A 26217-nucleotide genomic window follows, 5' to 3' on the forward strand; every position below is an offset into this window, starting at 1 on the left:
ATGATAAAGTTTTTTTATGACTCTTTAGATTCCTGCTGAATTGGTTGTTCCGGAGTTTCCTCTATGAATACCAACTCTTCAGAATTTTCAAAATGTTTGGCGATAATTGTTGATCCCTCTTTGAAAGAACCTCTTAAGATTTCTTCAGCCAAAGGATCTTCAACATATCTTTGAATTGCTCTTCTTAAAGGTCTTGCGCCAAATTTTTCATCGTATCCTTTTTCCACAAGAAAATTCTTCGCTGATTCATCAAGAACAATGTTCATCTTCTGATCTTTCATATTCTGCAGCAAGTCCTTCAATTCGATATCGATAATTTTAAGTATATCTTCTTTATTCAGACTTCTGAATACAATAGTTTCATCAATTCTGTTCAGGAATTCCGGATTAAATAATTTCCTCATTGCTTCCTCAACAGTGTCTTTCATATGCGCATAATTATCAGCTTCTTCTTTTGCACCAAATCCAAACGAGCTAATATTCTTCAGATCCTTTGTACCAATGTTAGAAGTCATTATGATGATTGTGTTCTTGAAATCAACTTTTCTTCCAAGACTATCTGTAAGCATTCCATCATCAAGTACCTGAAGCAAAATACTGAAAATATCCGGATGAGCTTTTTCAATCTCGTCAAACAATACTACCGAATATGGTTTACGTCTGACTTTTTCTGTTAACTGTCCGCCTTCTTCATAACCAACATATCCCGGAGGTGCTCCAACTAATCTGGAGACTGAAAACTTCTCCATATACTCACTCATATCAATTCTGATGAGAGCATCTTCGCTATCGAACAAGTATTTTGCAAGAACTTTACAAAGCTCCGTTTTACCAACTCCTGTCGGACCAAGGAAAATAAAGCTTCCGATTGGTCTGTTTGGATTTTTAAGTCCGGCTCTGGTTCTTCGAATAGCTTTAGTTAATTTAATTACAGCTTCATCCTGACCAACAATGTGCTGTTTAAGAGCATCTTCCATCTTGAGAAGTTTTTCAGACTCAGTTTGAGCTATTCTGTTAACAGGAATACCGGTCATCATTGCAACAACTGTTGCAATATCTTCTTCGGTTACATCGTGAACAATGTCTTTTGTTTTGTTTTCCCATTCACGTTTTGCAAGCTCAAGTTCTGACTGAAGATTTCGTTCTTTATCACGCAATCTCGCAGCTTCCTCATAATCCTGCATTTTAACAACACGTGCTTTTTCTTTTCTTACATTTTCAATTTCAGCTTCAAGATCAAGAATTTCTTTTGGAACTTCAAAATGTCCCATATGTACTCTTGAACCAGCTTCATCAATAACATCAATTGCTTTATCAGGCAGATGTCTGTCTGTTATATATCTGTTGCTAAGTTTAACTGCGGCTTCAATCGCCTCTTTTGTATATCGAACGCGATGATGTTCTTCATATTTGAATTTTATGTTTTCAAGAATCTGAAGAGTTTCTTCATAAGAAGGTGGTTCAACCATTACTTTCTGGAATCTTCGATCTAATGCACCATCAGTTTCGATATATTTTCTATACTCATCAAGAGTAGTTGCACCAATGCACTGAATATCACCACGAGCTAAAGCTGGTTTGAACATATTCGAAGCATCAAGTGAACCTGATGCACCTCCAGCACCAACAATCGTATGAAGCTCATCAATGAAAAGAATTACATCTTCAGCTTTCTCAAGCTCATTCATCAAAGCTTTCATACGCTCTTCAAATTGTCCGCGATATTTTGTACCAGCGACAAGTCCTGCAAGATCAAGTGTTACAACTCTTTTATCCTGCAAAGTTCTTGGAACTTTTTTCTGAATGATTCTTAAAGCAAGACCTTCGGCAATTGCTGTTTTACCAACGCCTGGCTCGCCAATGAGGACAGGATTATTTTTCTTTCTTCGACTAAGTATCTGAGCAACTCTTTCGATTTCCTTTTCTCTTCCAACAACAGGGTCAAGTTTATCTTCGATTGCAAGCTTGGTCAAATCACGACCAAAATTATCGAGCACAGGAGTTTTGGTTTTTTCTGGCTTCCTGTCGGAAACAGGTGGTCGTGGTTGAGAAGGATCTTTAGGACTTTTGCTGCTAAGCATTTCATTCAACTCAGCCCGGGCAGCATCATAAGTAACATTGAACTGATGAAGAATCTGAGTAGCAATGTTATCTTCATCTCTCAACAATGAAAGAAGAAGATGCTCAGTTCCGATAACATCAGCTTTATAAATCTTTGATTCGATCTGAGTAATCTTAAGTACTTTTTCTGCCTGTTTGGTAAGAGGAATATTTCCGATAGTAAGAGTTCCACCGGAAGTTCTTACAGTATCTTCGATTGCTTTCTTTAATTTCAATAAATCACAATCAAGATTTCTTAAGATTTTTACAGCAACACCTTGTCCTTCCCGGATAATTCCGAGCAGAAGATGTTCAGTACCAATATAATCGTGTCCAAGTCTTAATGCTTCTTCGCGGCTGAGTCTTATAACATCCTGCAGTCTGTCTGAAAAATTTCCATCCATAGTTTTATACCTTTAAGTGTTTTATAGTTAAACAAAAAATTTTTGAATTCCGTTTCTTTTGCAATATATAAATGACAACGGGGCTAATCAATAGAAGGCAATCAATTTTAGCCCCAATAATCGAGTAATTCAGCCAAATAAAGTGCCATTATTCACTCTGCAATTTTACTGATTTTTTAAGCTTAAAAAAATGTAAAATATTATAATGAAAATTATTCAGCCAACTATTCCTAATATCTAACAATATGGCTAAAAATCTTTGTAATAATTACAAATAGTCTGAATAATTAACCTAAAAGATTTCAGAAATAATCCTTAATTTAACAACACAAATCTCATTAAAATTCTGGAGTATGAATATGGAAGCATTAACAGGTTTATCAATTGTAATTATTATAGCAATAGTATTACTTCTTATTCTTTTCTTTTACTTCATTCCAATTGGACTATTCATTACCGCTTACTTTTCAGGTGTTAAGCTGAAAATATTCCGTGATTTAGTTGGAATGAGATTAAGAAAAGTTCCACCAGTTTTAATTGTAAGAAATATGATAACTGCAACCAAAGCAGGACTAACAGTTGACCAGGCAAAGCTTGAAGCTCACTATCTTGCCGGTGGAAATGTAACTAAAGTAATAAACGCTCTAGTCTCTGCTGATAAAGCAAATATCGGATTGACTTTTGAAAGGGCAACAGCAATTGATCTTGCTGGAAGAGATGTACTTGAAGCTGTAAAGATGTCAGTCGTACCGAAAGTAATTGAAACTCCAATGGTTGCAGCGGTTGCAAAAGATGGTATTCAGCTAAAAGCGATTGCGAGAGTAACTGTAAGAGCTAACATTGACAGGTTAGTTGGTGGCGCCGGAGAAGCTACAATTCTTGCAAGAGTTGGTGAAGGAATCGTCTCTACAATCGGTTCAAGTAATTCTCATAAAGAAGTTTTGGAAAATCCTGATAAAATTTCCAAAAGCGTTTTGGCTAAAGGTCTCGACTCCGGTACTGCTTTCGAAATTCTTTCAATTGACATCGCTGATGTAGACATCGGACAGAACATTGGTGCAATTCTGCAAACTGATCAGGCAGAAGCAGATCTTAAAGTTGCTCGTGCAAAGGCAGAAGAAAGAAGAGCAGCTGCAGTTGCATTAGAGCAGGAAATGATTGCAGAAGTTGCTCGTCAGCGTGCAAAAGTTATAGAAGCTGAAGCCGAAGTTCCAAGAGCAATTGCAGAAGCTTTCAGAGCCGGAAGACTCGGTGTTCTGGATTATTATAACCTGAAGAATATTCAGGCAGATACTGAAATGCGTTCTTCAATAGCACAACCTGAAGAAAAGAAAAACAAACCAAATGGATAATTTTTTTGAAATACTTATCTATCTGATAATAATTTTTTCTTTCCTCAGTTCTTTGTTCAAGAAAAAAGAACAGGAAAAGAAACCGGGAAGTAGTTTGCCCGTTCCTGAAAGAGAAAAAGAAATGTCAACACCATCTGTTGAGCCAGGAATGGAAACTAAATCTGCTGAGAGCTATGATATTCTTAAGGAGATTGAGAATATCTTCAAAGAAAATATGGGAATTCCTGTTCCTCAACCAGAAGACAAAAACAAAACAATTCTTCAGCAGAAGGAAGAAGAAAAATTTAACGAAGCTTTTAGTACGAACTATGATAAGCAAGATGCAAGAATGTTTAGTGCAGAGAGTCGTGCGATCAAATCGAGGGATGCTGTAAAAAAACTTGATGAAAAAACTCTTCGTGAAGCAGAAAAATTTGAAGAATTGCTCAAAGAACATTCAATATCTGAAAAGAAAAAACATCCGATTGTTGACAAACTAAAAAATCCTCAATCATTGAAAGAATATATTTTAATATCAGAAATATTGGGTAAACCTGTCGCTTACAGAAGGTAATGGAAAAGAAATATAAGCTTAAAAGATTTTCTGAAGCGGGATTCAAATCAGAAGTTGATGAATCCCGCTTTAAGATTAATTACCGAGAAGAGTTAAATCCATCGCAGTACGAAGCGGCTTCTGCCGTTGAAGGAATATATCTTATAATTGCCGGTGCAGGAACAGGAAAAACCAGAACACTGGTTTATCGTGTTGCAAGACTTATTGAACTTGGCAACGATCCTAATTCAATTCTGCTTTTAACCTTCACAAGAAAAGCAGCTAATGAAATGATGCGACGAGCTTCATTACTGCTTGATGATAGATGTTCTAAAATTCGCGGCGGAACATTTCATTCATTCGCAAACATTACATTAAGAAAATATGCCCGCGCTGTTGGTCTTGATTCCAACTTTACAATTCTTGATCAGGGTGATAGTGAAGATGTGATAAATTTAATTCGTTCTCAGGATAAATTTCTTACAAAAGAAAGAAGATTTCCAAATAAACAAACACTTGGCAAAGTCTATAGTCTTAGTGTAAACACTAAACGGAAAGTTGAAGAAATTATTCAGGAAGACTATCCACATTTTCTCCCATTACTTGATAAGATATTGGATATTCAAAAAATTTATAATGATTATAAAAGAAAAAATAATTTGCTGGATTATGATGATTTATTACTATACTTAAAAGAATTTTTATTTAACGGCGGATTAGCTGCCAAAGCTTTTACCTCCGAAATAAAATTCGTAATGGTTGATGAATATCAGGATACTAATCATCTTCAGGCAGAAATTGTTAAAGGACTTGCGCAGTATAACAGAAATGTAATGGTAGTTGGCGATGATTCACAGGCGATTTATTCTTTCCGTGGAGCAGATTTTAAAAACATAATGGAGTTTCCAAAACTTTTTCCGGATGTGAAGATTATCAAATTGGAAGAGAACTATCGCAGTTACCAATCAATATTGGATTTCGCAAATCGAATAAATCACACTGCATTAGAAAAGTTTGAAAAAAATCTTTATACAAGACGAGGAAGTGGTCCGTTACCAAATATTGTTGCTGCAACAACAGAAAATCTTCAATCCAAATTCATTGTCGAAAAAATTCTTGACCTCAGAGAGGAAGGAGTACCGCTCAGAGACATCGCTGTTTTATTCCGTTCTTCATTTCATTCTTTTGATCTGGAATTGGAACTATCAAAAGCTAACATCCCTTTTCAAAAATTTGGTGGAATGAAATTCGTTGAAACTGCTCACATTAAAGATGTGATGGCATTTCTTAGAATAGTTGTAAATCCAAGAGATGTAATTAGCTGGTACAGAGTCTTATTGCTTCACGAAGGAGTCGGACCAAAAACTGCACAGAAAATTTTGGATGAATTGGCAACAGCAAGAATTACAATTAAAGCTGAACCTGAACAACAACCGGAATTCAGTTATCAGAAATTAGGTCCGCTTTTTTATCTGTTGTATAATCTTCAAAAGAAAAAAATTATGCCCTCGGAAATGGTTCAATCGGTTTATGAATATTATTGGGATTTATTCAAAGCTAACTATGATGATTGGAATAAACGTAAGAAGGATTTAGAAATATTTTTAAATATCGTTGAGAACTATTCATCCGTAGATACGCTTCTATCGGATATGGCGATTGAACCCATCATTGATAGTGTTGTTGATATTGGAGCTGAAGATAAAGAGAATGAATTTGTCACTCTTTCAACAATACATTCAGCTAAAGGACTTGAATGGCACACAGTTTTTATCATTCACGCTGTAGAGGGTTACTTCCCTTCAAGTAAAAGTGCAGAAAATCTTGAGCAGCTTGAAGAAGAAAGAAGACTGATGTATGTAGCATCAACAAGAGCAAAGAATAATCTATTCATAACTTATCCGATGAATCTTTACGACCGGGAAGCCGGAACAACTTTATCAAAACCTTCAAGATTTATTTCTGAAATTACTCCGGATTTAGCTGAAGGTTGGTTACTTGAAGAAGAATTTTAAATTGAAAGAATGATTGAAAGACTATGTGAATGAATGATGTCATTTCGAATCCTTACTAGGATGAGAAATCTTTTTGTACAAATCTGATAAACCAAAAACAAAAAAGTCTTTGATTGAATGTTTGAATTGTTGAACGATTGAATGAATGATGTCATTTCGAATCCTTACTAGGATGAGAAATCTTTTTGTACATATCTGCTAAACCAAAAACAAAAAAGTCTTTGATTGAATGTTTGAATTGTTGAATGATTAACCGAATGACTAAATGAATGGCTGTCATTTCGACCGAAGGGAGAAATCTTTTTAAACAAATCTGCTAAGCCCAAAACAAAAAAGTCTTTGAATGAATGAATGAATTGTTGGATTATTGAATGATTTAACGAATGACTGAGTGAAGGATGTCATTTCGAATCCTTAGTAGGATGAGAAATCTTTTACCCTAATTTTGCTTAACACAAAAGTGAAAAGTTGAATGCCTACCTTCGGTAGGTAAAGATGAATGATAGAATGACTCGATAAATGAATGATTGGTTGAATGGTAGAATGAATTTTTAAATAGTTAATTATTTAAATCTCAGAAATTCTTCCCAAATTTTATATAACTGATAAGTAGCATAAATATCCTTTGAACAATAAGTAGCAATATCTTTTATTCTTCCGGCTTCATACAAATTCTTTACTTCCATTCCGGAGATGTCTTTTGATTTGGGTGATTCGATTCCAAAAGCATTGCAGTAGAAATCCAGATTAAATTTTCTGGTCGTACCGAAAAAAGTAAACTGCTCAAGTAAGTCAATATGAGTTTCATTATATCTGCTTCCCATCAGATTTACGGATGGCTTCACCTTCAGCATTGCAGAACGAAGCATTAAAAAAGGCACATCGAAGTTTCTTCCATTAAATGTAACAAACTGGTCAACTTTCTCTGCAATTCTCCAGAACGATTCAAGCATTTCTTTTTCGGTTAATCCTTTGTAATTAGTTTTTTCATCCTCCGATTTCCATTCTTCTGGATTTTCAGATTCATAATAAACATAAGACTTTTCTTTTTCGATATCATAAATTCCTATCACAATACACTTAGCGGTAAACGGATAAAGACTTGTATATCTGATTGCTTCATCAGTCATTTGTTGTTTTTTGTCAGGATCAGTTTCTTTATCAGCATATTTTAGTAAATACTCCTGCTGACTTGGAGCTAACGAGCTAAAAGGATACGAACAAGTTTCAATATCAAATACAATTCTTCTCATTTGTTTCTAACTCCTAATTAATTGGACATCAGGATCAATCTTTTTCACTTTTTCTATAAAATCATCCGGTAATGATGTTGATTTTCTTGTTTTAGGATCAACATAGACCACAACACCTTTACCATCGACAATGATTTGTCCGGTTTTCTTTTTTACAATCAAATGATCAAAACCAAACGAAGAATTTTTTATGTAAGAGATTCTGGAATAAATTTCTAATTCATCATCATAAAAAGCATGATCACGATAATTGATTTCGTTTCGAACCATAAAAAAAAGTTTTCCATCTGAAAAAATTCCACCCTTAGGAATCAAACCGGCAGCTTTCACATACTCAAGTCTGGCGTGTTCAAAATAATTTATATAAACAGCATTATTACAAACACCTAGCATATCAACTTCGTGAAAGCGAACTGTTACTGTAGTTTTATGATTGAAATCTTTCATAGAACTCTATTTTTTCTTTATTATTGAAATAAATTGCCAATCAGATTTAAGAAATATTGATAAGAAGATATTGTGTGAATATAATTCAATATTATTTATTCTTTTTATTTCAACAGCACCGACTTCGTTAAGCAATTTTTGAAAGGAAACCTCCGTAAAATAATTTTTTGGCAAAGCAACTCCATAACCCCAATTGCCGATTATATCCATAAACTTAAGCATTAAACGAGAATAAAATGATTTTTGAAAATGGTCCTTTATAATAGTAATATGACTAACTCTTAAAGATTCTTTTAGCAAACTATATGAATTTTTAAAGTCGTGATGTAACACATCACTCAAAATTGAAAAATCGAAATAATTGCCATCATAAGGAATATTTTGTCCATCAAATTGTTTGTACTTTTGCCATTTAGAGTCGTTCAAATACTCCCCAGGTAAGGGATAAATATCTAAGCAAATTGGATTAACATTTTCTACATAAGTCTGAATCAATTCAATCAGAGACATATCGCCGCAGCCAATATCCAAAATTTTTATCTCTTCTCTTCCTGATCTTAATGATGAAATTTCCTTGGATATTATCTCCCCTAATACTGCTATCCTATGGCTATGAGAAAGTTTCTTGTGCAAATTAATTATGCTTTTTTTGAGAACAGATTTTTTACTAGTAGCAATTGGTGAACTCATAACTTCCCTTTACTTTTTAAAATACTGAATCAATTATATCTGCTGCTTTTTGCACATCATCGAAAGAGACATCCAGGTGAGTTACTGCACGAATTAAATCCACTTTACCAACTGATAAAAGCAAACCTTCATCTTTACAACGCTTTATTCCTTCCTCAACACTTAATGTTAATGGTTTAAACAAAATAATATTTGTTTGAACTAATGCAGGATCAACTTCAAGATTAGGATTTTCAGAAATTCTTTGAGCAAGATATCTGGCTTTTTCGTGATCTTCTTTTAATCTCTGAATATTGTTTTTCAAAGCATATAATCCTGCTGCAGCAAGAATTCCTGCTTGTCTCATTCCTCCACCCCAGGATTTTCTGATTCTGTATGCTTCTTTAATAAATTCTTTTGTGCCGGCAATGATAGAACCAACCGGAGCTCCGAGTCCTTTTGAAAGACAGCATGAAATCGTATCGAAATGCGATGAATACTCTTTAACAGAAATTCCTGTTGCAACTGATGCATTCCAGATTCTTGCACCATCAAGATGATAAAAGAGATTGTACTTCTGCGCAAGAATTTTCAATTCAATTATTTTTTCCAAAGGCCAGATTGCACCACTCGCACGATTGTGTGTGTTTTCTACTTCAATAACTTTTGTGCGAGGCATATAATATGCAGATGCAGGTCTGATTAAAGGCTCAACCTGTTTTGCAGTAAAGACACCGTTCTTTCCTTCAACAGGCAGCAATTGAATGCCGCTTAATTTTGCAGGTGAACCTGATTCATAATTAAAAATGTGCGCATCTCTTTCACAAATTACTTCATCCCCCGGATTTGTTAAAACATTAAGACAGATTTGATTGCCCATCACGCCACTTGTAACAAATAATGCTGCTTCTTTACCTAAAAGTTCTGCAGCAAATTCCTCAAGTTTATTTACTGTGGGGTCTTCTTTGAAAACATCATCACCAACCTCAGCTTCACACATTGCTTTGCGCATTTCCTGAGATGGTTTTGTAACTGTGTCGCTTCGTAAATCAATAAATTTCATCAATATTAAAAGGATTGATTATCTTTAGATTGTGAATTTTACTGAAATCTTTTTCATTTCTTGTTATAAGAACAGCATTACAATCTAATGTTGAAGCTGCAATTATTGCATCCCCAATTCCAAGATTATAATTTTTCTTCAATTCAATTGTTTTATTTACGATTGAATCAGTTAAAAAGATTTTGTTGAATGCAAAAAGGCAATTTTTTATGGCAGTAATTTCTTCAGAAGTAATTTTGGGGAATGATAAAAGTTCTATTTCATTTATTACTGAAAAATAAATTTCATTTTTAGTAATGAAATCTTCGTCGAAATAAAATTGTACAGCATCCTCATCATTAAAGTAATAAATAAAAATATTAGTATCGTAAAAGTATTTTGATTGCATTAGTTATTTCTTTCCAATTCTTTTCTGACTTTATTTTGATACTCTGTTCCATCCATCAGATATTTTTTAAGGATGCCTTTTGCTTTTTTAACATCTGAAATTTTTCTGTTCTTATTTAAGAGTTTTTCATTAATTTCAACCTTGATTATTTTATCATCAAGATATTTCAAAGCATCTTTGGGCAATGTAATTATCATTTTATTTACCTCTATTAATTATCTTAATCAAAAATAATCTGATAAGTTTAGAGTTTCAATTTATTTTTCATCCAGAGCAAAATTGATATTCCAATTATCCACAATGATAGTGCAGAGCTCAAGACAGGAATAATTAGTGGATATTTAGTATAAAAAGGTTTTTCATCATTCAGAGGAACATCAACCACAAATGATGTGCGAGTAAACAATTTCGTTTCGAATTCTGTTATTCCGAATTTGTTTATCAAACAACTAATTCCTCCGTTGGCAGAACGCACTACTGCTCTTCTGTTTTCTACTGCACGCAATGCTGCAAATTCCTTATGCTGATAAGGTCCGCTTGAATTTCCATACCAGCTATCATTCGTAACCACAGTGATAAATTGAGCACCTCTTTTCACAAAGTGAGTAACAAAGTCAGGAAAAACAGATTCATAACAAACCAATCCGGCAATTCTGAGTGAGTCATTATCAATTTTTAATTTAAAGACAGTAGTATCTTTACCAACATTCCAACCACTTAATCCCACGCCCCATTTAAACCAGTCAGCTAAAAATGGCAAAGCATCAACGAAGGGAACTTTTTCACCAAGCGGAACCAATTGCATTTTACCATAACGCTGAATCTCATAAGAATTTGGACTTATCAGGAGAATAGAATTATAAGTTGAATAATAAAAATTTCCTGCTTTACTTAACTTCGCATCAGTCGGGGGATTTTCGTAGTGAACAATGTAATCAGGCATTCCGGTAAGAAGATAAACATTATTTTTTCTGAGAAATGAATAAATTGAATCTACAATATCAGAGTAAGTTCCTGAAAGAAGATAAACCGGTAATGCTGTTTCCGGCCAGATGATAATCTTTGCATTTTGCTTTGTACATTCTTCAGATAGCTCAATATAATTTTTCAGAATATTATCGAGACCGCCAAGTTCCCATTTGTCCCAAGGATCTAAATTTGGTTGCACAACACCAACTCTAATAAATTTTTCCGAATCATTTTTCTCATTCAACTTTACTAAACCATAAATAAATACAAAACAAAACAGAAGGACAGCAATGAAGAGATACTTCAGATTATATTTTTTGGTTGAAATGAAATTTTTTATAACAAGAAAAAGTGAAACATTTATATAAAGAACAATCAATGATAATCCAAAAGCTCCTACAACATCGACAATCTGAATAAAAGCTGTGAACTTTGCCAATCCGTGTCCAAGAGTAAGCCAAGGAAATTTCAGATCAGTTAAGGTCAGAAGATATTCGCCTGTTACCCAAATGATTGGAAAAAGCCAGAGTGCTTTTTCTTTCACGACAATTTTTTGTGATAAATAAAACAAAGTAGAATTTATAAGCAACACAACAGGATAGAAAAATATTAAAACTCCACCTCCAATCATTAAAAAAGGATCGGCTTTACTTTGCCAGCTACCTACCCAATAAATTGTAATTACGCTTAAAGTAAAAAACATTAAGTAAGAAGCACGGTTTATTTCGAGTAATGTTTTTCTTTTGTCAATTACAAACAAGTATGGAACAAATGAGAAGAAAAGAAAAAGTGAAAAAGGAAATGGAAATGGCGTGAAAGAAATTCCTGTTAATATTCCGGATAAAACTATTAGCAGTCTTTCTTTTCTTAAAAATGACTTTTCTTCCGCAGATAATTTATTTCGCCTAAAAAGTTTTAACAAATTCAATTCTGGAATTTCTTTTTACTTTTCTTGATGAAGTAACGAATAATCAGAAACGCTATAACTACAACTGTTGCTGCAATTACTATTTGATTATATGTAGTCAGAAATGCATCTACTTTTTGAATGTTCTCACCGAAAACCATTCCAAGTGAAATTAAAATTGAATTCCAAATAAGAGCACTCGCAGCAGAAAGCAGCACTGTGTAGTGAACATTCAATCTGCTCATTCCTGCGAAGAAAGAAATCACTGCTCTTGTTCCCGGTAAAAACCTATTAGCAATAATCAGAAAATATCCGTACTTGCGAAATGCATTCTCCACTTTTTCAATAGACTCAATGGTAAGAAATTTAATTTTACCTGAATGTAATATTCTTTTATCAATCTGCCATCCAATAGCAAATGCAGTTAGAAAGCCAACAAGACTTCCACCTGTGGCAAAAATAAGAACCGGAACAAAGTGCAGGTCAGAAGCTCCGACGAGTGAGCCACCAACAACAATAACCATATCGCTAGGAGAAGGTGGAAATAAATTTTCTATGAAAGCGAAAAAAAAGATTGTCAGATAAATCCAGATTGGACTAAGTTCTGAAATTCGAGTAAGAATTTCTTCAAACATTAAAATCACTCTTGATTAGTAAAACTGTAGCCATTGCAACCGCACCTTCAGCCCTTCCAACAAAACCAAGTTTCTCGGTTGTTGTAGCTTTAACTGAAATTTGTGATGGAGAGATTTCCAGTAATTGCGAAATGTTATTTTTAATTTTTTCTATGAAAGGAGAAATTTTCGGAGATTCAAGTGCGAGCATCGAATCAATGTTGGAAATTGTATAGCCTTCTTTCTTCACGAGAGAATAGCAATGTTTGAGAATGATTGAACTATCAACATCTTTCCATCTTTCGTCAGTGTTCGGGAAATGCTGACCGATATCTCCTAAAGCCAAAGCACCAAGAATCGCATCAGAAATTGCGTGAAGAAGTACATCAGCATCAGAATGACCTTCCAATCCTTTGTTTGACGGAATTTCAATTCCACCTAAAATTAATTTTCTTCCTTCCGCAAAAGAATGAACATCAAAACCAAATCCGATTTTAATATCAAGTTTCAATATCGCACCTCAAAATCTTTAAATTCATTTTTGAATTCTTTCCATTCTACTTTACAATCTTTAACATAGGCGTGAGAAGGACCAACTTTTAACTTTTTTATCAACTCGTGAATCATTCCTTCTTCACCTTCAACTTCTGTTAACACTTCACCCGTAAATAAATTTTTTGTGTAACCTTTAAGTCCTAAAGCATTTGCATTCCGCAAAACAAAATATCTGAATCCAACTCCCTGAACAACTCCATCAACTATTATTGTTGCTCTTGCCAGTTTGCTCATTTCTGTTTTCTAATATTTCTGAAAGAAGTAAACCAATTACTATAAATACGCCACCAAACATTCCAAATTTAGAAATTTTTTCACCGACAATGAAGAATGCCAGAACTGCTGCCATTATTGGCTCGAAAGAATAAATTATTCCTGCCTTAGTTGGCGTTACGACCTTCTGATATTTTAATTGAAGTATTGTTGCAATGATTGATGCAAAAACTGAAGTGTAAATCAAAGCAAATAGTACATTGGTATTCAGATTAAACTTTACTATCTCTAAACCGAATGCTGAAAGAATTATTGAACCAAGAAATCCACCCAAACCTGTAATCAAAAGCTGAATAAATACCATAGGCATATAATCATATTTTTTTGTAAACACATCTACATAAACAACCTGAAAGGCAAATAAAACAGCACAAAGTAAAGTAAGGAAATCTCCGAAGTTAAAATCAGAACCGAGTTCATTTATGAATTGAAATAAATTATCTCCGCTGCTTGAGAGAAAAATTAATCCAATCATAACAAACAAAATACTGACGAGGTTATACCACTTAGGTTTTTTCTTTTCAATAATTGTCTGAAGAATCGGGATTATAACAACAAATGTTCCTGTAATAAATCCGGACTTTGTTGCAGTTGTGTAATTTAAACCGATAGTCTGAGTGGCAAAACCAAGGAAATAAAATACTCCAAGAATAGAACCTGCTATAAAAGTTTTTTTATCGGTCTTTTTAACAATAGAATAAATGAAAGGAAGTAAAATAGCCGCTGCAAGAAAAAATCTGATTCCAAGAAATAACAGTGGAGAAATATCAGCTAATGCATTTTTAATAAGAGCAAATGTTCCGCCCCAGATAACTGTATTAAGTAAGAGAGCACTTTCACCAATGTATTTTTTCATTGAAGAATTGTTCCCTCAATTATTTCCTGGTTCCGTATCCAAAATACTTCAGCATCTTTTCGTTAGAGCGCCACTTTTCTCTTACTTTCACTCGAAGCTCAAGATAAACTTCCTTTTGTAAAAATTCTTCGATTTCTTTGCGGGCAAGTTCACCGAGTTTTTTAATTGATTTCCCTTCTTTACCAATTATGATTGGTTTTTGAGAATCACGCTCAACAATAATTTCAGCACTAATAAAATCCTTGCCCGATGATCTTTCTTTGAAGTCTGCTATTATAACTTCTGTGCTGTACGGAACTTCATCTTCATACAGTTCAAAAATTTTTTCACGAATTATTTCTGAGACAAAAAATCTTTCACTTGCTTCAGATATTATATCATCCGGATAAAATTTTTCTCCTTCAGGAAGTAACGAAACTATTTCCTGAATTAATCTTTCTACATTAAAATTCAATGAAGCAGCAATCGGAACAACAGATCTAAACTTATTTAAACTTTCATAATGATTTACCAGTTGTTGCGCTTGTTCCTGTGTTATTGAATCTACTTTATTCAAAGCCAGGATAATCGGCTTTGTCTTTTGCTCGATAAGATTTTTTATTATTTCATTTTCTTCACTTTCTTTTATTCTGCTCTCATTACTAACATCAAACAAAAGCACAATAACATCTGCATCTTTTATGGATTCATTGATTTCCTCAAGCATTTTTTCGTGAAGAAGGTAAGCGGGTCTTACAATTCCGGGTGTATCGAGAAAAACAATCTGAAAATCATTTTCCGTTAATATGCCGAGAATTTTTTTTCTCGTTGTTTGTGGTTTTGGTGTTACTATGGAAATTTTTTGTTTCAGAATTGCATTCAGCAAGGTTGACTTACCGACATTTGGCAAACCAATAATTGAAACATATCCAACTTTGTGACTCATATTAAATTCCGTATCGTTTATTCAAATATAATAATGTTATCCTCATTTAAAGTGATTGAAGATGTAGTGATTATTCAAAAAAAATTTCCTGAATAAAAAAACCCTTCTGTTTAAGAAGGGCTTCTTTCAAAAAATAATTACTAGTTATGATTCCTGAGCTTCTAACCATCGTTCAGCGTCAAGTGCTGCCATACAACCGGTTCCTGCTGCTGTAATCGCCTGACGATATTTTTTATCAGCAACATCGCCTGCAGCAAAAACTCCTTCGACATTTGTATAAGTTGAGCCGGGTTTTACAATGAGGTAACCTGTTTCATCCATCTCAAGATAATTCTTAAATAACTCTGTATTTGGTTTATGACCAATAGCTATAAATAATCCATCTGCATCAAGCTGAGTAACTGAATGATCTTTCGTGTCTTCCAGAAGAACTCCGGTCATTCTTTTCTTTCCACCTTCCTCAACACCAAGCACTTCTTTGATAACTTTATTCGTTACAAATTTTATTTTAGGATTTTTCTTCGCTCTATCAAGCATAATCTTAGAGGCTCTGAATTCATCTCTTCGATGAACAATAATAACTTCACTTGCAAACTTGGTAAGGAAATTTGCTTCCTCCATCGCTGTATCACCACCACCAACAACAATAACTTTTAATCCTTTGAAGAAAAAGCCATCGCACGTAGCACAAGCAGAAACTCCGTAACCCATATACTTTGCTTCGCTTTCAAGTCCAAGTAATCTTGCAGAAGCGCCTGTTGAAATTATAACTGCATCAGCAAAATATTCTTCATCATAAGATTTTAATTTGAATGGTCTCTTTGAAAAATCAACTTCCGTAATGTCTTTGTAAATTGATTGCGCTCCGAAACGATGTGCTTGTTTTCTCATTATGTCCATCAATTCAGGACCTTGAATTCCGTGCTCAAATCCGGGAAAGTTTTCAACCTCAGTAGTTATTGTTAATTGACCGCCAGGTTGTAATCCTTCAAATACCACAGGATTAAGATTTGCTCTTGCAGTATAAATTGCTGCAGTTAATCCAGCAGGTCCGGATCCAATAATTGCAACTTTAAAATGATTTATTTGTTCCGACATTTTTTACCTCAATGTTTTGAGTAATTAAATTTTTGTTTAGCTTCCGTTTGATTCAATTGTACAAGTTTAGTTTCAATTTTAATGATTGCAATCACTCGAATAAAAATTTAGCATTTCGCTTAAGTCCAGAAAGCTTTGTTCTTTTAATGGGACTATCTGAAAATTTTTCTTTGAATGTTTCTTCATCCATCTGCATTATTTCAGAATAAGTTAGTTCCTTATTCCTCGGATAAAAATCTTTTAGTGATGTTGTAATACTAAATTTTTTATTCCACGGACATACTTCCTGACAGATGTCGCAACCAAACAACCAATTTTCAAATTTACCTTTCAGTTCTTCAGTTATCTCGTTTTTATTTTCAATCGTTTGATATGAAATGCATTTATTTGAATCAACAACATAAGGTTGAACTATTGCATCAGTTGGACAGGCATCAATACAAGCTGTGCATTCTCCACAAAAGTCAGGAATCTGTTCAGAATATTCGAATTCATAATTACAAATGATGTTAGCAATAAAAAACCAACTACCAATTTCACGATTAATGATGTTAGTATGTTTTCCCATCCAACCTAAACCAGCTTTAACTGCCCACACTTTATCCATTACCGGTCCGGTATCCACATAAGAAATAGAATTAAAGTTTGAATCAATTGCTTTCAATTCATTTTCCAACTGATCTAATTTTTCCCAGATGATAAGATGATAATCTTTTCCCCAGGCATATCTGGATATTTTACCAAAGTCTTTATCATTTGAATGATAGAATGGTGTATTATAAATGAGTGCAAGAGAAATAATACTTTTAGCATCGGGCAGAATTTCTTTGGGATTTTTTCTTTTATGAATATTTCGTTCCATATAACTCATTCCGGCTTGAAATTTTTTATCAAGCCAGAGATTCAGTTTTTCAATCTCATCAGTAAGTTCAACAGCTTGTGCAAATCCTACTAAATCAAATCCGAGGGACTTTGCTTTCGATAAAACAATTTCATTCGTAAGCTTTTTCATGTTTACCAATTAAATTTCTTTGAGTGTGCAGCAACCATTATTTCATCTTTTTCAATTTTAATTGGATAAACATCTAATCCTTTTCTTCCCGTTGGTTGATTTCCGGTTTTCAAATCAAACTTCCAACCGTGAGCCGGACATACAACACAACCATCTTCTATAAATCCATCATAGATTAACGCAGTGTGCTGATGCGGACAAATATTACTCAGAGCATAAATCTCACCATCTACTTTGAATATAGCAATTTCAACTTCATCGCCAGAACCATCAGACGCAGGAACTATGAACCTTCTACCTTCATTTTCCCGAAGTTCATTTATTCTGCAGACTTTGTGAAATTTAATTTCGTTCATATCAAATCAAAGAAAACTTTGTCGTGAGTGATTCCTTTATCAGAGTGTTTAATTGTTACTGCGGCATATTCCGGATCGTGACCAAAATACAAAATCCAGTTTTCCTCCAATGCTTGCTTCAGATATTTCTTTTTTTCTGAAAGTGTAACCAAAGGTTGTAAATCGTAAGCCATTATATATGGCAAACGTATATGTGAAACAAATGGTAGCAAATCTGCACAGTATAAAACAGTATTTGTTCCATCAGAAATTTTAACCATCTGCTGACCAAAAGTATGACCATTTATAACTTCGAAAGAAATGTTTTCGTCAAACTCATTATTTGTAAGAAGATTTAGCACACCTTCTTTTACCAATGGTTCAAAATTTTCTTTAAGATAACTCCCACGGTCTCTATCGCTTGGATTCATTGCCCATTCAAAATTCTGTTTCTGAACATAAAATTTTGCATTGGGAAAAGTTGGAATGAGTTTATCATTTTCAATTTTAGTTGAACCACCGGTATGATCAAAATGCAGGTGAGTAAGTATAACATCGGTAATCTGATCAACAGTAAAACCTTTTTGAGATAAGGATTTTTCAAGTGAAAGATTATCATCAATTCTATAAATGTTGCGGGATTTTTCATCCCACTTTGTACCCATTCCTGTATCAATTAAAATTTTTCTTGAATCACTTACAAGAAGCAAATTTCTTGTGGAAAGAGTAACTCTGTTAACTTCATCAGCAGGGTTGTTTTTTTCCCACAACGGTTTGGGAATAATTCCGAACATAGCTCCGCCATCCAAACCAATGTAGCCGGAATGAATGGTATGTAATTGATATTTACCTATTTTCATTGAATAATTTGAAATTATTGAGGTTCAAATTAGCGAAGATTAGAATAATGATAAAGATGAAATGCTTTAGTAAAAAGAAAAAAGGGCGGATTAAAAACCCGCCTTCTCTCCTCTGAACTTATTCCCCTATTATTGTAACTAACTAACCAACTAACCAACAAATAAAGGAGGCACTATGAAGTTCTATATTTTTACAACTGCATCAGTAGGACAGTTGCTTACGCACTGAGGTTCATCATAAAATCCTACACATTCAGTGCATTTATCAGGAACAATGTAATAAAACTGATCAGAATAAAAACCTGTTGCTCCGGAAGGTGCAGGATCGCCTTCTCCGTAAGTCTGACCATTCATATCCCAATTGCTTCCTGCTTCGTATATTGCATCGTTTGGGCATTCGGGAAAACAAGCTCCACAATTGATGCATTCTTCAGTTATTCTGTATGCCATTTTATCTCCAATAATAAATTTGATTTATTATTTGCGAAGATAATGCCAAAATAATTTTGTGAAATTAAGGTAATAGTAAACAGCTTTGGAGTGAGGTTTCTCAGAAATGAAATAATGCGAAGATTAGTTTCTAAAAAATAAAAATGGGCATCGAAGTGATGCCCTGAATTTTTATCTTCCTAATGAATCGAGATATTCTTTCTTTTTGAGTAGTGTATCTTTATCCTCAACATGTTTTGGATCAGGAACACAACAATCAACAGGACAAACGGCTGCACATTGTGGTTCGTCATGAAAACCGACACATTCAGTGCATTTGTCAGGAACAATGTAGAAATAATCATTCGAGAAAAATCCTGTTGCACCGGAAGGAGCCGGATCATCCGGACCATAAGTTTTACCTGCTAATTCCCAATTTGTGCCACCTTCATAAATTGCATTATTAGGGCATTCAGGTTCGCATGCACCGCAGTTGATGCATTCTTCAGTTATCATTATAGCCATTTTTAGTCTCCTTAAAGTTAAATTCAGAAATAGAATAATTCTTAAAATCTCTTATGCATTTTATAAAAAGTATAAAACTTCATCAAGTCAATAGAATTATAGAAAATTACCAGGAACCACTTGCACCACCGCCGCCTGACGATCCTCCACCGCCGCTAAAACCTCCACCTCCGCCCCAACCACTTCCACCACTACTCCATCCTCCAAAACCACCACTACGATATACTCCACCGGGCATTCCGCCTCCGCGCCTAAAAATAAATATAAATAAAATTATAAGAACAATAACAAAACCTATGGAAATCGAATCTTCATCCTGATTTGCATTATCGGCAATATATTCACCACCAATAGCAGAAATAATTGCATTTATTCCGTCACTTATGGCGAGATAGTATTGTTCTGCTTTTAATCTTGGGACAATAACATTTCGGATAATTGAAGAACATAGAGCATCTGGTAACACACCTTCCAAACCATAACCAACTTCAATTCTGAGTTTTCTGTCATCTTTTGCAATTAGAAGTAAAACACCATTATCATTCTTCTTAGTTCCAATTTTATTCTTGGTAAAAATTTCATTTGCGACCTCTTCAATCGGATATCCGCCGAGAGATGGAATCATTAAAGTAACTAATTGATTTGAAGTTGTATCTTCGTATGTTTTTAACCGATAATTAAGGTCATCTAACTCTGATTTGTTGAGTGTGTTTGTTAAGTCAGTTGCCCACATTTTAATTGTGGGTATTTCAATCTGTGCAAAAGATTGAACGGAGAATAAAATTAAAATCAGAGTTAATCTTAACATAGATTAAAATTCTACTTTGGGCGGAACTTCAGCTCCCTGAACAGCTTTGAAATATTGCTTTTCACGAAAACCGAACATTCCCGCAAGCATCGATGCAGGAAATCTTTTAATCATAGTATTGTATTCCTGCACAGCTTCGTTAAATCTTTTTCTTTCAACAGAGATTCTGTTTTCAGTTCCTTCAAGTTGTGCCTGAAGTTGAAGAAAGTTTTCATTAGCTTTTAGTTCGGGATAGTTCTCAACCACAGCTAATAATCTTGATAAGGCACTACTTAATTCTCCCTGAACTGATTGAAATTTTTCAAATGCCTGAGGATCATTTAAAACTTCAGGAGTAACATTAAACTGTCCGACTCTTGCTCTTGCTTCTGTAACCTGAGTCAGAACTTCTTTTTCAAAATTAGCATAACCTTTAACTGTATTTACCAGATTAGGTATTAAATCGGCTCTTCTTTGATATTGATTTTCTACCTGAGACCATTGCTTAAGAACATTTTGCTCGGATGCAACGAGATTGTTATACACACTGATTCCCCACATGACCAGAAGTATAATTCCGATTATTAGAACACCCCCAATGGCTAAACCAACAATTAGTCCTTTATTTTTCATTTAACCTCCTGAATTCAGTGGTAATAATGTTGATTTTCGTTTAGTGAATATAATATTTGTTTATTCCATTTGCACTAAGAAAAATCCAGTTTTTTATGGTTTTAATCCCATAAAATCATTTTGGAGAATAGAAAGTGTTTCATTTTTGATTAGAAGATTTTTTTCTTTGGCAAAATTTTCTGCATTTTGAAAATTTCCTCGATAAAACCTGAACCAAAGAAAATTTGCTGTAACAATTCCATCAAAAATTCTTTCTTCATTAAAAGCATTTATTGTCAGATATCCTGAAAAAATATTCCAGGCAAGTGATAATAATCCATTCAGATACTCGCCTGTGTAAATCTGTCCAAGCCCTGGTAAAATCATCGAACTGTATTTTGCAAAATCAACTGAATAAAATTTATTATGAGTATTAAGACATAATTCAGCTAATTCAGTTTCATTTATTTGTTTGAAGATGTGATGTGCCTCTTCCCATTTATCAGAAAATAATTTGTTCCAGGCGCGCCAGTATTTTATTTCGCGCTGATGTTCTGTAAAACGATTATCATTTTCAAGTTCATCAAGAATTTTTTCTGCTCTTGAAGTTGAGCGACGCAAAATATTAGTTCTAACCTGATAAATTTTACTTTCAAAAAATTGTTCCGGATTATTTGCACTCATCTCAGCTAAAGCAAAATATTTTATTGCATCCGAGAGTTTATTACCTTCTTTGTAAGCAAGACCTATTTTGAAATTTGCTTCGTGCGAAAATTGTTTTGTCGAATCAAAAAACAACAATCTTTTATACTCTGTGATTGCGTCAAAATATTTTTCAGAAGTAAAAAGTGAATCAGCAATTCTTAACTGTTCTGACAGAAACTCCTGCGGGAATAAATTAACGACATTAACCAGCAGCAGAAAAATTATTTTATTTACAAAAGTCATATTCCTTCACAAAATAATTTCTATTAATCAGAAAATCAGAAAGTGATTCAAGAAAATTAAAATCAACTTTTGCATTAAAAATCTGAGCCGAAGCAACTGAGCCATAAATATTTCCCAAATAAAATCCGCTGGCAATTCCAGTAAATAAGTAACCTCTGAATTTATGATCATTCTTAAAGTTATCATATGCCAGATAGGTAAATATTCCTGTTAACAAAAATGCAGTCACTCCATCACCATATTCTTCCGTATAAATTTTTCCCCAACCAGGAACAATTGCGGATAAAATTCCTGCAACTAATTCAGACTTGTAATCAGGATTTTTTCTTTGCTGATAAAACCTTTTTAATACAAAAAATTCTTCATCAGAATTCGAAAGCAATCTTTCCAAGTCATCAGTTTGATTTTTTACTAACTTTAATGCGATTTTAAGTTTTAATAATTCATTAAATGAATTTTCATCTTCATCAATTAACTTATCCAGCGAAGTATCATCTTGATTCAGATAATAAATTTTTCCGATTTCCTTTAAAGAGTTATCATAAAAAAAAGATGATTGAGGAATTCTGGAGAAATAATTCAAAGAATTTTCATAATCACCAATTATTGAATAGCTCTTAGCGATTTTATACAGAATTGTATCAGAGAGAAAAGTTTCCCCTAAAGAAATATATTCTTCCGCAGCACGAAGATAATCCTGTTCACAGAAAAGATAATCCGCAAAAAGTTTTTTGTTTTGTGGAGTATGTAAATTATTTAACTGGCAAAATGCCGGAATACTTATGAGCAGTGAAATAAAAATAATTTTCATCACTCAACAACTCTTTTGGGTGGGATGAATTTAATTTTGTTTTTATCAAGAGCGTAAAGAGTTGGAGGATCATAAAAGCGATAGTTTTTATAAACAGGATAATGTTCTTCTCTTGCAACAGGATTTGAATCTCTTGTGAAGCGATCAAAGAACATCAAAGCGCCCTGAATTAAATTTGTTTCCTCAATTGATTGAATGAGAAAAGAAGAACAGGATGGATGAAATGGACAATTGTCTCCATCAACATCAGATATTAAAATCCAATAAGCATTGATTAAAGTCTTTGAAAGAATATAAGAAAGAGAATTATCACTATATGAATAATCTCTTTGATGGTTTGATGTTTCTAACAAATAATTTGATTCGGTTTTTTCCCATCGTTGCCAGTCAGTCTGTGCAACTGAGCTGACAACGATAAGAAATGAAAAAGTTATCTGGATGAAAAATTTATTTTTGATCAAGTAATGCACGAGCAATTACTATTCGTTGAATCTCGGATGTTCCTTCATAAATTTCTGTAATCTTTGCGTCACGGAGATATCTTTCTACAAGATATTCTCTCACATAACCGTAACCACCGTGAATCTGAATTGCTTCCAACGCACATTCAACAGCTATTTTTGAAGCATAAAGTTTTGCCATCGCTGCTTCTTTGTAATAAGGTTTACCAGCATCCTTCAACGCAGCAGCTTTTAATGTAAGAAGCTTTGCAGCATCAACTTTAACAGCCATATCCGCCAGCTTAAATTGAATCGCCTGAAAGTTTGAAATCTCCTGTCCGAATGCTTTTCTTTGTTTTGAATACTTCAATGCAGCTTCAAGTGATGCTTCAGCAATGCCAATTGCCTGAGCAGCAATTCCGATTCTTCCGCCATTCAGAGTATTCATTGCAAAGTTAAAACCTTTTCCTTCTTCCCAAACAAGATTTTGTGCCGGAACTCTGCAATTTTCAAAAGTTAAAGAACAAGTATCAGAGCTTCTGATTCCAAGTTTATCTTCTTTAACTCCGTGACCGAAACCTTCGAAACCCTTTTCAACTACAAAAGTTGAAATTCCTTTGTGACCTTTTGATTTGTCAGTAGTAGCCATTACCAAAACATAATCAGCAGTGGTTCCATTTGTAATCCAGTTTTTTATTCCATTCAATACATAGTAGTCACCATCTTTATCAGCAGTAGTTTTTTGTTTTGTCGCATCACTTCCTGCTTCAGGTTCGGAAAGAGCAAAAGCTCCAAGTTTTTCACCTTTTGCTAAAGGTATAAGATATTTTTCTTTGATATAAGGTGAACCATATTTTTCCAATCCATAACAAACAAGTGAGTTATTAACAGACATAATAACACCAACACTCGCATCAACTTTCGAAATTTCAATCATAGCAAGTACGTAACTAATCGTATCGAGTCCTGCGCCTCCAAATTCAGGAGGAACCATCATTCCCATAAAGCCAAGTTCGCCCATCTTTTTTACAATCTCATACGGAAATTCAGCTTTAATATCCCGCTCAACAGCAGAGGGCGCGATTTCATTCTGAGCAAAATCGCGTGCTGATTCCTGAATCATTAATTGTTCTTCAGTGAAATTGAATTCCATAAAAACCTCTTTGATTGAATTATGAAGATATACTATTGATTCAAAAATAATTTTTTAATTTGTGTATATCAATTAAAGATTAAGATGTAAACAATAATTTTTCAAACTTTTGTTTGATTTAAGATTAATCTTATTTTTGCTCAAATCCTTTATGAAATATAGGTGCTATGCAAAATAACATTACAACTGAGGAACCCGTCGTTAAGACGATGCTAAAGGGATTAACCCTTAAAGAGCTTAAAGATTTCTTCTCAGCCGTTGGGGAAAAAAGATTCAGGGGTGAACAGGTTTTCGAATGGCTTTATGGTCATATGGTTCAAAGTTTTGATGATATGGCCAACATTCCGAAATATCTCCGAAAGAAAATGAATGTTTACTGCGAACTGAATACTCTCCGTTTTTTAACAAAACAGGAATCACCATCAACAGGTACCACAAAATATATCTTTGAAACAAACGATGGACATAAAATTGAAGCCGTCGTAATTCCGGATTCCAAAAGAACAACACTTTGTATTTCAACTCAGGTTGGCTGTCCACTTGACTGTCAGTTTTGTGCAACAGGATTGATGGGTTACAAAAGAAATCTTTCTGCCGGAGAAATTTTCGATCAGTATTTACTTGCATCAAAAGATTACACAAAGTCTCCGATAACCAACATCGTTTATATGGGAATGGGCGAACCACTTCTCAACTTTCAGAATACATTAAAATCGCTTCAGATATTTGCAGAAGAAAAAACAAGAGGAATCAGTCTTAAGAAAATTACTGTTTCAACTGCCGGAATCGCACCAAAAATTGTTGAACTCGCTGATTCGGGAATTAGAGTAAAGCTTGCTCTTTCACTTCATTCTCTCTTTGAAGAAACCAGAAGCAAAATAATGCCTATTACACGAAAGTACTCGATAAGTGAAAACCTAGAAGCTATCAGATATTATTCTAAACAAACCGGAACGCGGATTACTTTTGAATATGTTATGCTCAAAGATATTAACGACAGAGAAGATGATTTTCATGCCTTAGTAAGATTGTGTAAATCTCTTCCCTGCAAACTGAATGTTATTCCTTTTAACTCAATTGCTCATATGTTTCCGCAAGGATTAGCATCTGAACTTCGTCCGTCTTCAAAAATCAGAATTGATGAATTTGTAAGAAAGTTAAGAGAAAAAGATATTACGGTAACTGTCAGATATACACAAGGTGATGATATTGCAGCAGCTTGTGGTCAGCTTGCATATAAAATAGAACAAAATTCAGATGCGTAAGCTTACCCACGATGAAATTTCATTAAAACGAAGCAAACCAGAAGATATTCCTTCGGTTAAAAAACTTCCGGTTTATGTAATCCTTAATTCAATAAGAAGTAATTACAATGTCGGCTCAATTTTCCGTACTTCGGATGGAGCGATGATTGAAAAACTTTACTTATGTGGTTACACGCCTCATCCTCCCAAAAAAGAAATTCTTAAAACAGCGCTTGGTGCAACAGAAAGTGTAAAATGGGAATACATCAATGACCCATTAACTATTATCAAAAAATTAAAAAATAAAGGAATAAAAATCTGTGCACTTGAACTAACTGAGAACAGCAGACCTTATTATGAAATAAGTAAAAATGATTTTCCTCTTGCTCTTGTAGTAGGAAATGAAATTACAGGAGTTTCTCAGGAAATTCTTGATCACTGTGATTTCTCAATTGAAATTCCTCAATATGGAATAAAACAATCACTTAATGTTGCAGTAGCTTACGGAATAGCTGTTTATCAGATGCGTAAAATTTATGATGAATATGATTTCTAACTGAAATTATTCATTATCCAATACTTTTTTTGAAAATAAAAATACTGTAGATTTATTTAGTTGTTCGGAACTGATTAATTATCCA

The 26217-nt window shown here is 33.9% G+C and carries 30 protein-coding genes; 5 read left to right on the forward strand and 25 right to left on the reverse strand.

The features are described 5' to 3' along the window. Positions 1-14 precede the first annotated feature (14 nt). Positions 15-2504 carry an ATP-dependent Clp protease ATP-binding subunit gene (locus Q0X14_RS05930; protein ID WP_297843790.1) on the reverse strand — a complete coding sequence of 830 codons (2490 nt, stop codon included), beginning with the start codon at positions 2502-2504 and terminating at the stop codon, positions 15-17. Between the two features lie 359 nt (positions 2505-2863). Between Q0X14_RS05930 and floA the strand changes: the two genes are divergently transcribed. The 3 genes from floA to Q0X14_RS05945 are packed head-to-tail and all read left to right on the forward strand — an operon-like array spanning position 2864 to position 6403. Further along, on the forward strand, positions 2864-3856 hold the full coding sequence (floA, locus tag Q0X14_RS05935) for a flotillin-like protein FloA (RefSeq protein ID WP_297843793.1): 993 nt from the start codon (positions 2864-2866) through the stop codon (positions 3854-3856). Further along, positions 3849-4409: a hypothetical protein gene (locus Q0X14_RS05940; protein WP_297843795.1), complete on the forward strand. Its 561-nt coding sequence runs from the start codon at positions 3849-3851 to the stop codon at positions 4407-4409. Before floA ends, Q0X14_RS05940 begins: the two co-directional genes overlap by 8 nt. Then, positions 4409-6403: an ATP-dependent helicase gene (locus tag Q0X14_RS05945; protein WP_297843797.1), complete on the forward strand. Its 1995-nt coding sequence runs from the start codon at positions 4409-4411 to the stop codon at positions 6401-6403. The genes Q0X14_RS05940 and Q0X14_RS05945 overlap by 1 nt, the downstream gene beginning before the upstream one ends. Positions 6404-6966: 563 nt before the next feature. Here the strand turns inward: Q0X14_RS05945 and Q0X14_RS05950 are convergent. The 24 genes from Q0X14_RS05950 to Q0X14_RS06065 form a co-directional block, all read right to left on the reverse strand. Then, positions 6967-7656: a ribonuclease H-like domain-containing protein gene (locus Q0X14_RS05950; RefSeq protein ID WP_297843800.1), complete on the reverse strand. Its 690-nt coding sequence runs from the start codon at positions 7654-7656 to the stop codon at positions 6967-6969. Between the two features lie 6 nt (positions 7657-7662). Continuing rightward, on the reverse strand, positions 7663-8103 hold the full coding sequence (locus Q0X14_RS05955) for a thioesterase family protein (protein WP_297843803.1): 441 nt from the start codon (positions 8101-8103) through the stop codon (positions 7663-7665). A gap of 6 nt (positions 8104-8109) precedes the next feature. Continuing rightward, positions 8110-8793: a methyltransferase domain-containing protein gene (locus tag Q0X14_RS05960; protein WP_297843805.1), complete on the reverse strand. Its 684-nt coding sequence runs from the start codon at positions 8791-8793 to the stop codon at positions 8110-8112. Between the two features lie 16 nt (positions 8794-8809). Continuing rightward, entirely contained in the window at positions 8810-9835 is a 1026-nt protein-coding gene (locus Q0X14_RS05965; protein ID WP_297843808.1) for a GntG family PLP-dependent aldolase, read from the reverse strand. Beyond that, positions 9822-10223, reverse strand: a complete 402-nt coding sequence (locus Q0X14_RS05970; RefSeq protein WP_297843816.1) for a type II toxin-antitoxin system VapC family toxin — start codon at positions 10221-10223, stop codon at positions 9822-9824. The genes Q0X14_RS05965 and Q0X14_RS05970 overlap by 14 nt, the downstream gene beginning before the upstream one ends. Continuing rightward, the gene (locus tag Q0X14_RS05975) at positions 10223-10420 is read right to left on the reverse strand and encodes a hypothetical protein (RefSeq protein WP_297843819.1); all 198 of its coding nucleotides are present in this window, start codon (positions 10418-10420) and stop codon (positions 10223-10225) included. The genes Q0X14_RS05970 and Q0X14_RS05975 overlap by 1 nt, the downstream gene beginning before the upstream one ends. 47 nt (positions 10421-10467) lie before the next feature. Further along, complete coding sequence (lnt, locus tag Q0X14_RS05980) at positions 10468-12114, reverse strand: apolipoprotein N-acyltransferase (protein WP_297843821.1); 1647 nt, start codon at positions 12112-12114, stop codon at positions 10468-10470. 2 nt (positions 12115-12116) lie between these two features. Further along, entirely contained in the window at positions 12117-12734 is a 618-nt protein-coding gene (locus tag Q0X14_RS05985) for a DedA family protein (RefSeq protein ID WP_297843824.1), read from the reverse strand. Further along, positions 12727-13224, reverse strand: a complete 498-nt coding sequence (gene ispF / locus Q0X14_RS05990; protein WP_297843826.1) for a 2-C-methyl-D-erythritol 2,4-cyclodiphosphate synthase — start codon at positions 13222-13224, stop codon at positions 12727-12729. The genes Q0X14_RS05985 and ispF overlap by 8 nt, the downstream gene beginning before the upstream one ends. Continuing rightward, positions 13221-13502, reverse strand: coding sequence for an acylphosphatase (locus Q0X14_RS05995; protein ID WP_297843829.1), 282 nt, complete (start codon positions 13500-13502; stop codon positions 13221-13223). Before Q0X14_RS05995 ends, ispF begins: the two co-directional genes overlap by 4 nt. After that, a complete protein-coding gene (locus tag Q0X14_RS06000) occupies positions 13468-14397 on the reverse strand; it encodes a DMT family transporter (protein WP_297843832.1) in 930 nt (309 codons plus the stop codon). The genes Q0X14_RS05995 and Q0X14_RS06000 overlap by 35 nt, the downstream gene beginning before the upstream one ends. Positions 14398-14416: 19 nt before the next feature. Beyond that, entirely contained in the window at positions 14417-15322 is a 906-nt protein-coding gene (era, locus tag Q0X14_RS06005; RefSeq protein ID WP_297843835.1) for a GTPase Era, read from the reverse strand. A gap of 144 nt (positions 15323-15466) precedes the next feature. Beyond that, entirely contained in the window at positions 15467-16420 is a 954-nt protein-coding gene (gene trxB, locus Q0X14_RS06010) for a thioredoxin-disulfide reductase (protein ID WP_297843838.1), read from the reverse strand. A gap of 91 nt (positions 16421-16511) precedes the next feature. Further along, on the reverse strand, positions 16512-17432 hold the full coding sequence (queG, locus tag Q0X14_RS06015) for a tRNA epoxyqueuosine(34) reductase QueG (RefSeq protein ID WP_297843839.1): 921 nt from the start codon (positions 17430-17432) through the stop codon (positions 16512-16514). A gap of 2 nt (positions 17433-17434) precedes the next feature. Next, the gene (locus Q0X14_RS06020) at positions 17435-17788 is read right to left on the reverse strand and encodes a Rieske 2Fe-2S domain-containing protein (RefSeq protein ID WP_297843843.1); all 354 of its coding nucleotides are present in this window, start codon (positions 17786-17788) and stop codon (positions 17435-17437) included. Beyond that, positions 17785-18627: an MBL fold metallo-hydrolase gene (locus Q0X14_RS06025; RefSeq protein WP_297843846.1), complete on the reverse strand. Its 843-nt coding sequence runs from the start codon at positions 18625-18627 to the stop codon at positions 17785-17787. Before Q0X14_RS06025 ends, Q0X14_RS06020 begins: the two co-directional genes overlap by 4 nt. 183 nt (positions 18628-18810) lie before the next feature. Beyond that, positions 18811-19077: a 4Fe-4S binding protein gene (locus Q0X14_RS06030; RefSeq protein WP_297843848.1), complete on the reverse strand. Its 267-nt coding sequence runs from the start codon at positions 19075-19077 to the stop codon at positions 18811-18813. A gap of 171 nt (positions 19078-19248) precedes the next feature. After that, positions 19249-19581, reverse strand: coding sequence for a 4Fe-4S dicluster domain-containing protein (locus Q0X14_RS06035; RefSeq protein WP_297843865.1), 333 nt, complete (start codon positions 19579-19581; stop codon positions 19249-19251). A gap of 106 nt (positions 19582-19687) precedes the next feature. Continuing rightward, entirely contained in the window at positions 19688-20389 is a 702-nt protein-coding gene (locus Q0X14_RS06040) for a TPM domain-containing protein (protein ID WP_297843867.1), read from the reverse strand. 3 nt (positions 20390-20392) lie between these two features. After that, positions 20393-21001 carry a LemA family protein gene (locus tag Q0X14_RS06045; protein WP_297843869.1) on the reverse strand — a complete coding sequence of 203 codons (609 nt, stop codon included), beginning with the start codon at positions 20999-21001 and terminating at the stop codon, positions 20393-20395. Between the two features lie 93 nt (positions 21002-21094). Further along, positions 21095-21928, reverse strand: coding sequence for a tetratricopeptide repeat protein (locus Q0X14_RS06050; protein WP_297843874.1), 834 nt, complete (start codon positions 21926-21928; stop codon positions 21095-21097). Then, entirely contained in the window at positions 21912-22739 is an 828-nt protein-coding gene (locus Q0X14_RS06055; RefSeq protein ID WP_297843877.1) for a hypothetical protein, read from the reverse strand. The genes Q0X14_RS06050 and Q0X14_RS06055 overlap by 17 nt, the downstream gene beginning before the upstream one ends. Next, positions 22739-23209, reverse strand: coding sequence for a membrane protein insertion efficiency factor YidD (gene yidD / locus Q0X14_RS06060; protein ID WP_297843879.1), 471 nt, complete (start codon positions 23207-23209; stop codon positions 22739-22741). Before yidD ends, Q0X14_RS06055 begins: the two co-directional genes overlap by 1 nt. Further along, positions 23187-24332 carry an acyl-CoA dehydrogenase gene (locus Q0X14_RS06065; protein ID WP_297843881.1) on the reverse strand — a complete coding sequence of 382 codons (1146 nt, stop codon included), beginning with the start codon at positions 24330-24332 and terminating at the stop codon, positions 23187-23189. The genes yidD and Q0X14_RS06065 overlap by 23 nt, the downstream gene beginning before the upstream one ends. Positions 24333-24499: 167 nt before the next feature. Here Q0X14_RS06065 and rlmN point away from each other — a divergent pair, with 167 nt between their 5' ends. Further along, a complete protein-coding gene (gene rlmN, locus Q0X14_RS06070) occupies positions 24500-25597 on the forward strand; it encodes a 23S rRNA (adenine(2503)-C(2))-methyltransferase RlmN (protein ID WP_297843884.1) in 1098 nt (365 codons plus the stop codon). Continuing rightward, the gene (locus Q0X14_RS06075; protein WP_297843887.1) at positions 25590-26132 is read left to right on the forward strand and encodes an RNA methyltransferase; all 543 of its coding nucleotides are present in this window, start codon (positions 25590-25592) and stop codon (positions 26130-26132) included. The genes rlmN and Q0X14_RS06075 overlap by 8 nt, the downstream gene beginning before the upstream one ends. Positions 26133-26217: the final 85 nt, after the last annotated feature.

It is taken from the genome of Ignavibacterium sp. (assembly GCF_025998815.1).
In the GTDB taxonomy this organism is placed as follows: domain Bacteria; phylum Bacteroidota; class Ignavibacteria; order Ignavibacteriales; family Ignavibacteriaceae; genus Ignavibacterium.

What these genes read in the sequence shown, in the direction of transcription:
- Q0X14_RS06065 (WP_297843881.1), bottom strand. Translation starts at nt 24,332, where the DNA reads ATGGAATTCAATTTCACTGAAGAACAATTAATGATTCAGGAATCAGCA.
- Q0X14_RS05940 (WP_297843795.1), top strand. Translation starts at nt 3,849, where the DNA reads ATGGATAATTTTTTTGAAATACTTATCTATCTGATAATAATTTTTTCT.
- Q0X14_RS06045 (WP_297843869.1), bottom strand. Translation starts at nt 21,001, where the DNA reads ATGAAAAATAAAGGACTAATTGTTGGTTTAGCCATTGGGGGTGTTCTA.
- Q0X14_RS06050 (WP_297843874.1), bottom strand. Translation starts at nt 21,928, where the DNA reads ATGACTTTTGTAAATAAAATAATTTTTCTGCTGCTGGTTAATGTCGTT.
- Q0X14_RS06035 (WP_297843865.1), bottom strand. Translation starts at nt 19,581, where the DNA reads ATGGCTATAATGATAACTGAAGAATGCATCAACTGCGGTGCATGCGAA.
- Q0X14_RS06020 (WP_297843843.1), bottom strand. Translation starts at nt 17,788, where the DNA reads ATGAACGAAATTAAATTTCACAAAGTCTGCAGAATAAATGAACTTCGG.
- Q0X14_RS05950 (WP_297843800.1), bottom strand. Translation starts at nt 7,656, where the DNA reads ATGAGAAGAATTGTATTTGATATTGAAACTTGTTCGTATCCTTTTAGC.
- Q0X14_RS05965 (WP_297843808.1), bottom strand. Translation starts at nt 9,835, where the DNA reads ATGAAATTTATTGATTTACGAAGCGACACAGTTACAAAACCATCTCAG.
- Q0X14_RS05955 (WP_297843803.1), bottom strand. Translation starts at nt 8,103, where the DNA reads ATGAAAGATTTCAATCATAAAACTACAGTAACAGTTCGCTTTCACGAA.
- rlmN (WP_297843884.1), top strand. Translation starts at nt 24,500, where the DNA reads ATGCAAAATAACATTACAACTGAGGAACCCGTCGTTAAGACGATGCTA.
- Q0X14_RS05960 (WP_297843805.1), bottom strand. Translation starts at nt 8,793, where the DNA reads ATGAGTTCACCAATTGCTACTAGTAAAAAATCTGTTCTCAAAAAAAGC.
- Q0X14_RS06075 (WP_297843887.1), top strand. Translation starts at nt 25,590, where the DNA reads ATGCGTAAGCTTACCCACGATGAAATTTCATTAAAACGAAGCAAACCA.
- queG (WP_297843839.1), bottom strand. Translation starts at nt 17,432, where the DNA reads ATGAAAAAGCTTACGAATGAAATTGTTTTATCGAAAGCAAAGTCCCTC.
- Q0X14_RS05945 (WP_297843797.1), top strand. Translation starts at nt 4,409, where the DNA reads ATGGAAAAGAAATATAAGCTTAAAAGATTTTCTGAAGCGGGATTCAAA.
- era (WP_297843835.1), bottom strand. Translation starts at nt 15,322, where the DNA reads ATGAGTCACAAAGTTGGATATGTTTCAATTATTGGTTTGCCAAATGTC.
- Q0X14_RS06055 (WP_297843877.1), bottom strand. Translation starts at nt 22,739, where the DNA reads ATGAAAATTATTTTTATTTCACTGCTCATAAGTATTCCGGCATTTTGC.
- Q0X14_RS06000 (WP_297843832.1), bottom strand. Translation starts at nt 14,397, where the DNA reads ATGAAAAAATACATTGGTGAAAGTGCTCTCTTACTTAATACAGTTATC.
- trxB (WP_297843838.1), bottom strand. Translation starts at nt 16,420, where the DNA reads ATGTCGGAACAAATAAATCATTTTAAAGTTGCAATTATTGGATCCGGA.
- Q0X14_RS05975 (WP_297843819.1), bottom strand. Translation starts at nt 10,420, where the DNA reads ATGATAATTACATTGCCCAAAGATGCTTTGAAATATCTTGATGATAAA.
- Q0X14_RS05970 (WP_297843816.1), bottom strand. Translation starts at nt 10,223, where the DNA reads ATGCAATCAAAATACTTTTACGATACTAATATTTTTATTTATTACTTT.
- Q0X14_RS05995 (WP_297843829.1), bottom strand. Translation starts at nt 13,502, where the DNA reads ATGAGCAAACTGGCAAGAGCAACAATAATAGTTGATGGAGTTGTTCAG.
- floA (WP_297843793.1), top strand. Translation starts at nt 2,864, where the DNA reads ATGGAAGCATTAACAGGTTTATCAATTGTAATTATTATAGCAATAGTA.
- Q0X14_RS05985 (WP_297843824.1), bottom strand. Translation starts at nt 12,734, where the DNA reads ATGTTTGAAGAAATTCTTACTCGAATTTCAGAACTTAGTCCAATCTGG.
- Q0X14_RS06025 (WP_297843846.1), bottom strand. Translation starts at nt 18,627, where the DNA reads ATGAAAATAGGTAAATATCAATTACATACCATTCATTCCGGCTACATT.
- Q0X14_RS06030 (WP_297843848.1), bottom strand. Translation starts at nt 19,077, where the DNA reads ATGGCATACAGAATAACTGAAGAATGCATCAATTGTGGAGCTTGTTTT.
- Q0X14_RS05930 (WP_297843790.1), bottom strand. Translation starts at nt 2,504, where the DNA reads ATGGATGGAAATTTTTCAGACAGACTGCAGGATGTTATAAGACTCAGC.
- Q0X14_RS06040 (WP_297843867.1), bottom strand. Translation starts at nt 20,389, where the DNA reads ATGTTAAGATTAACTCTGATTTTAATTTTATTCTCCGTTCAATCTTTT.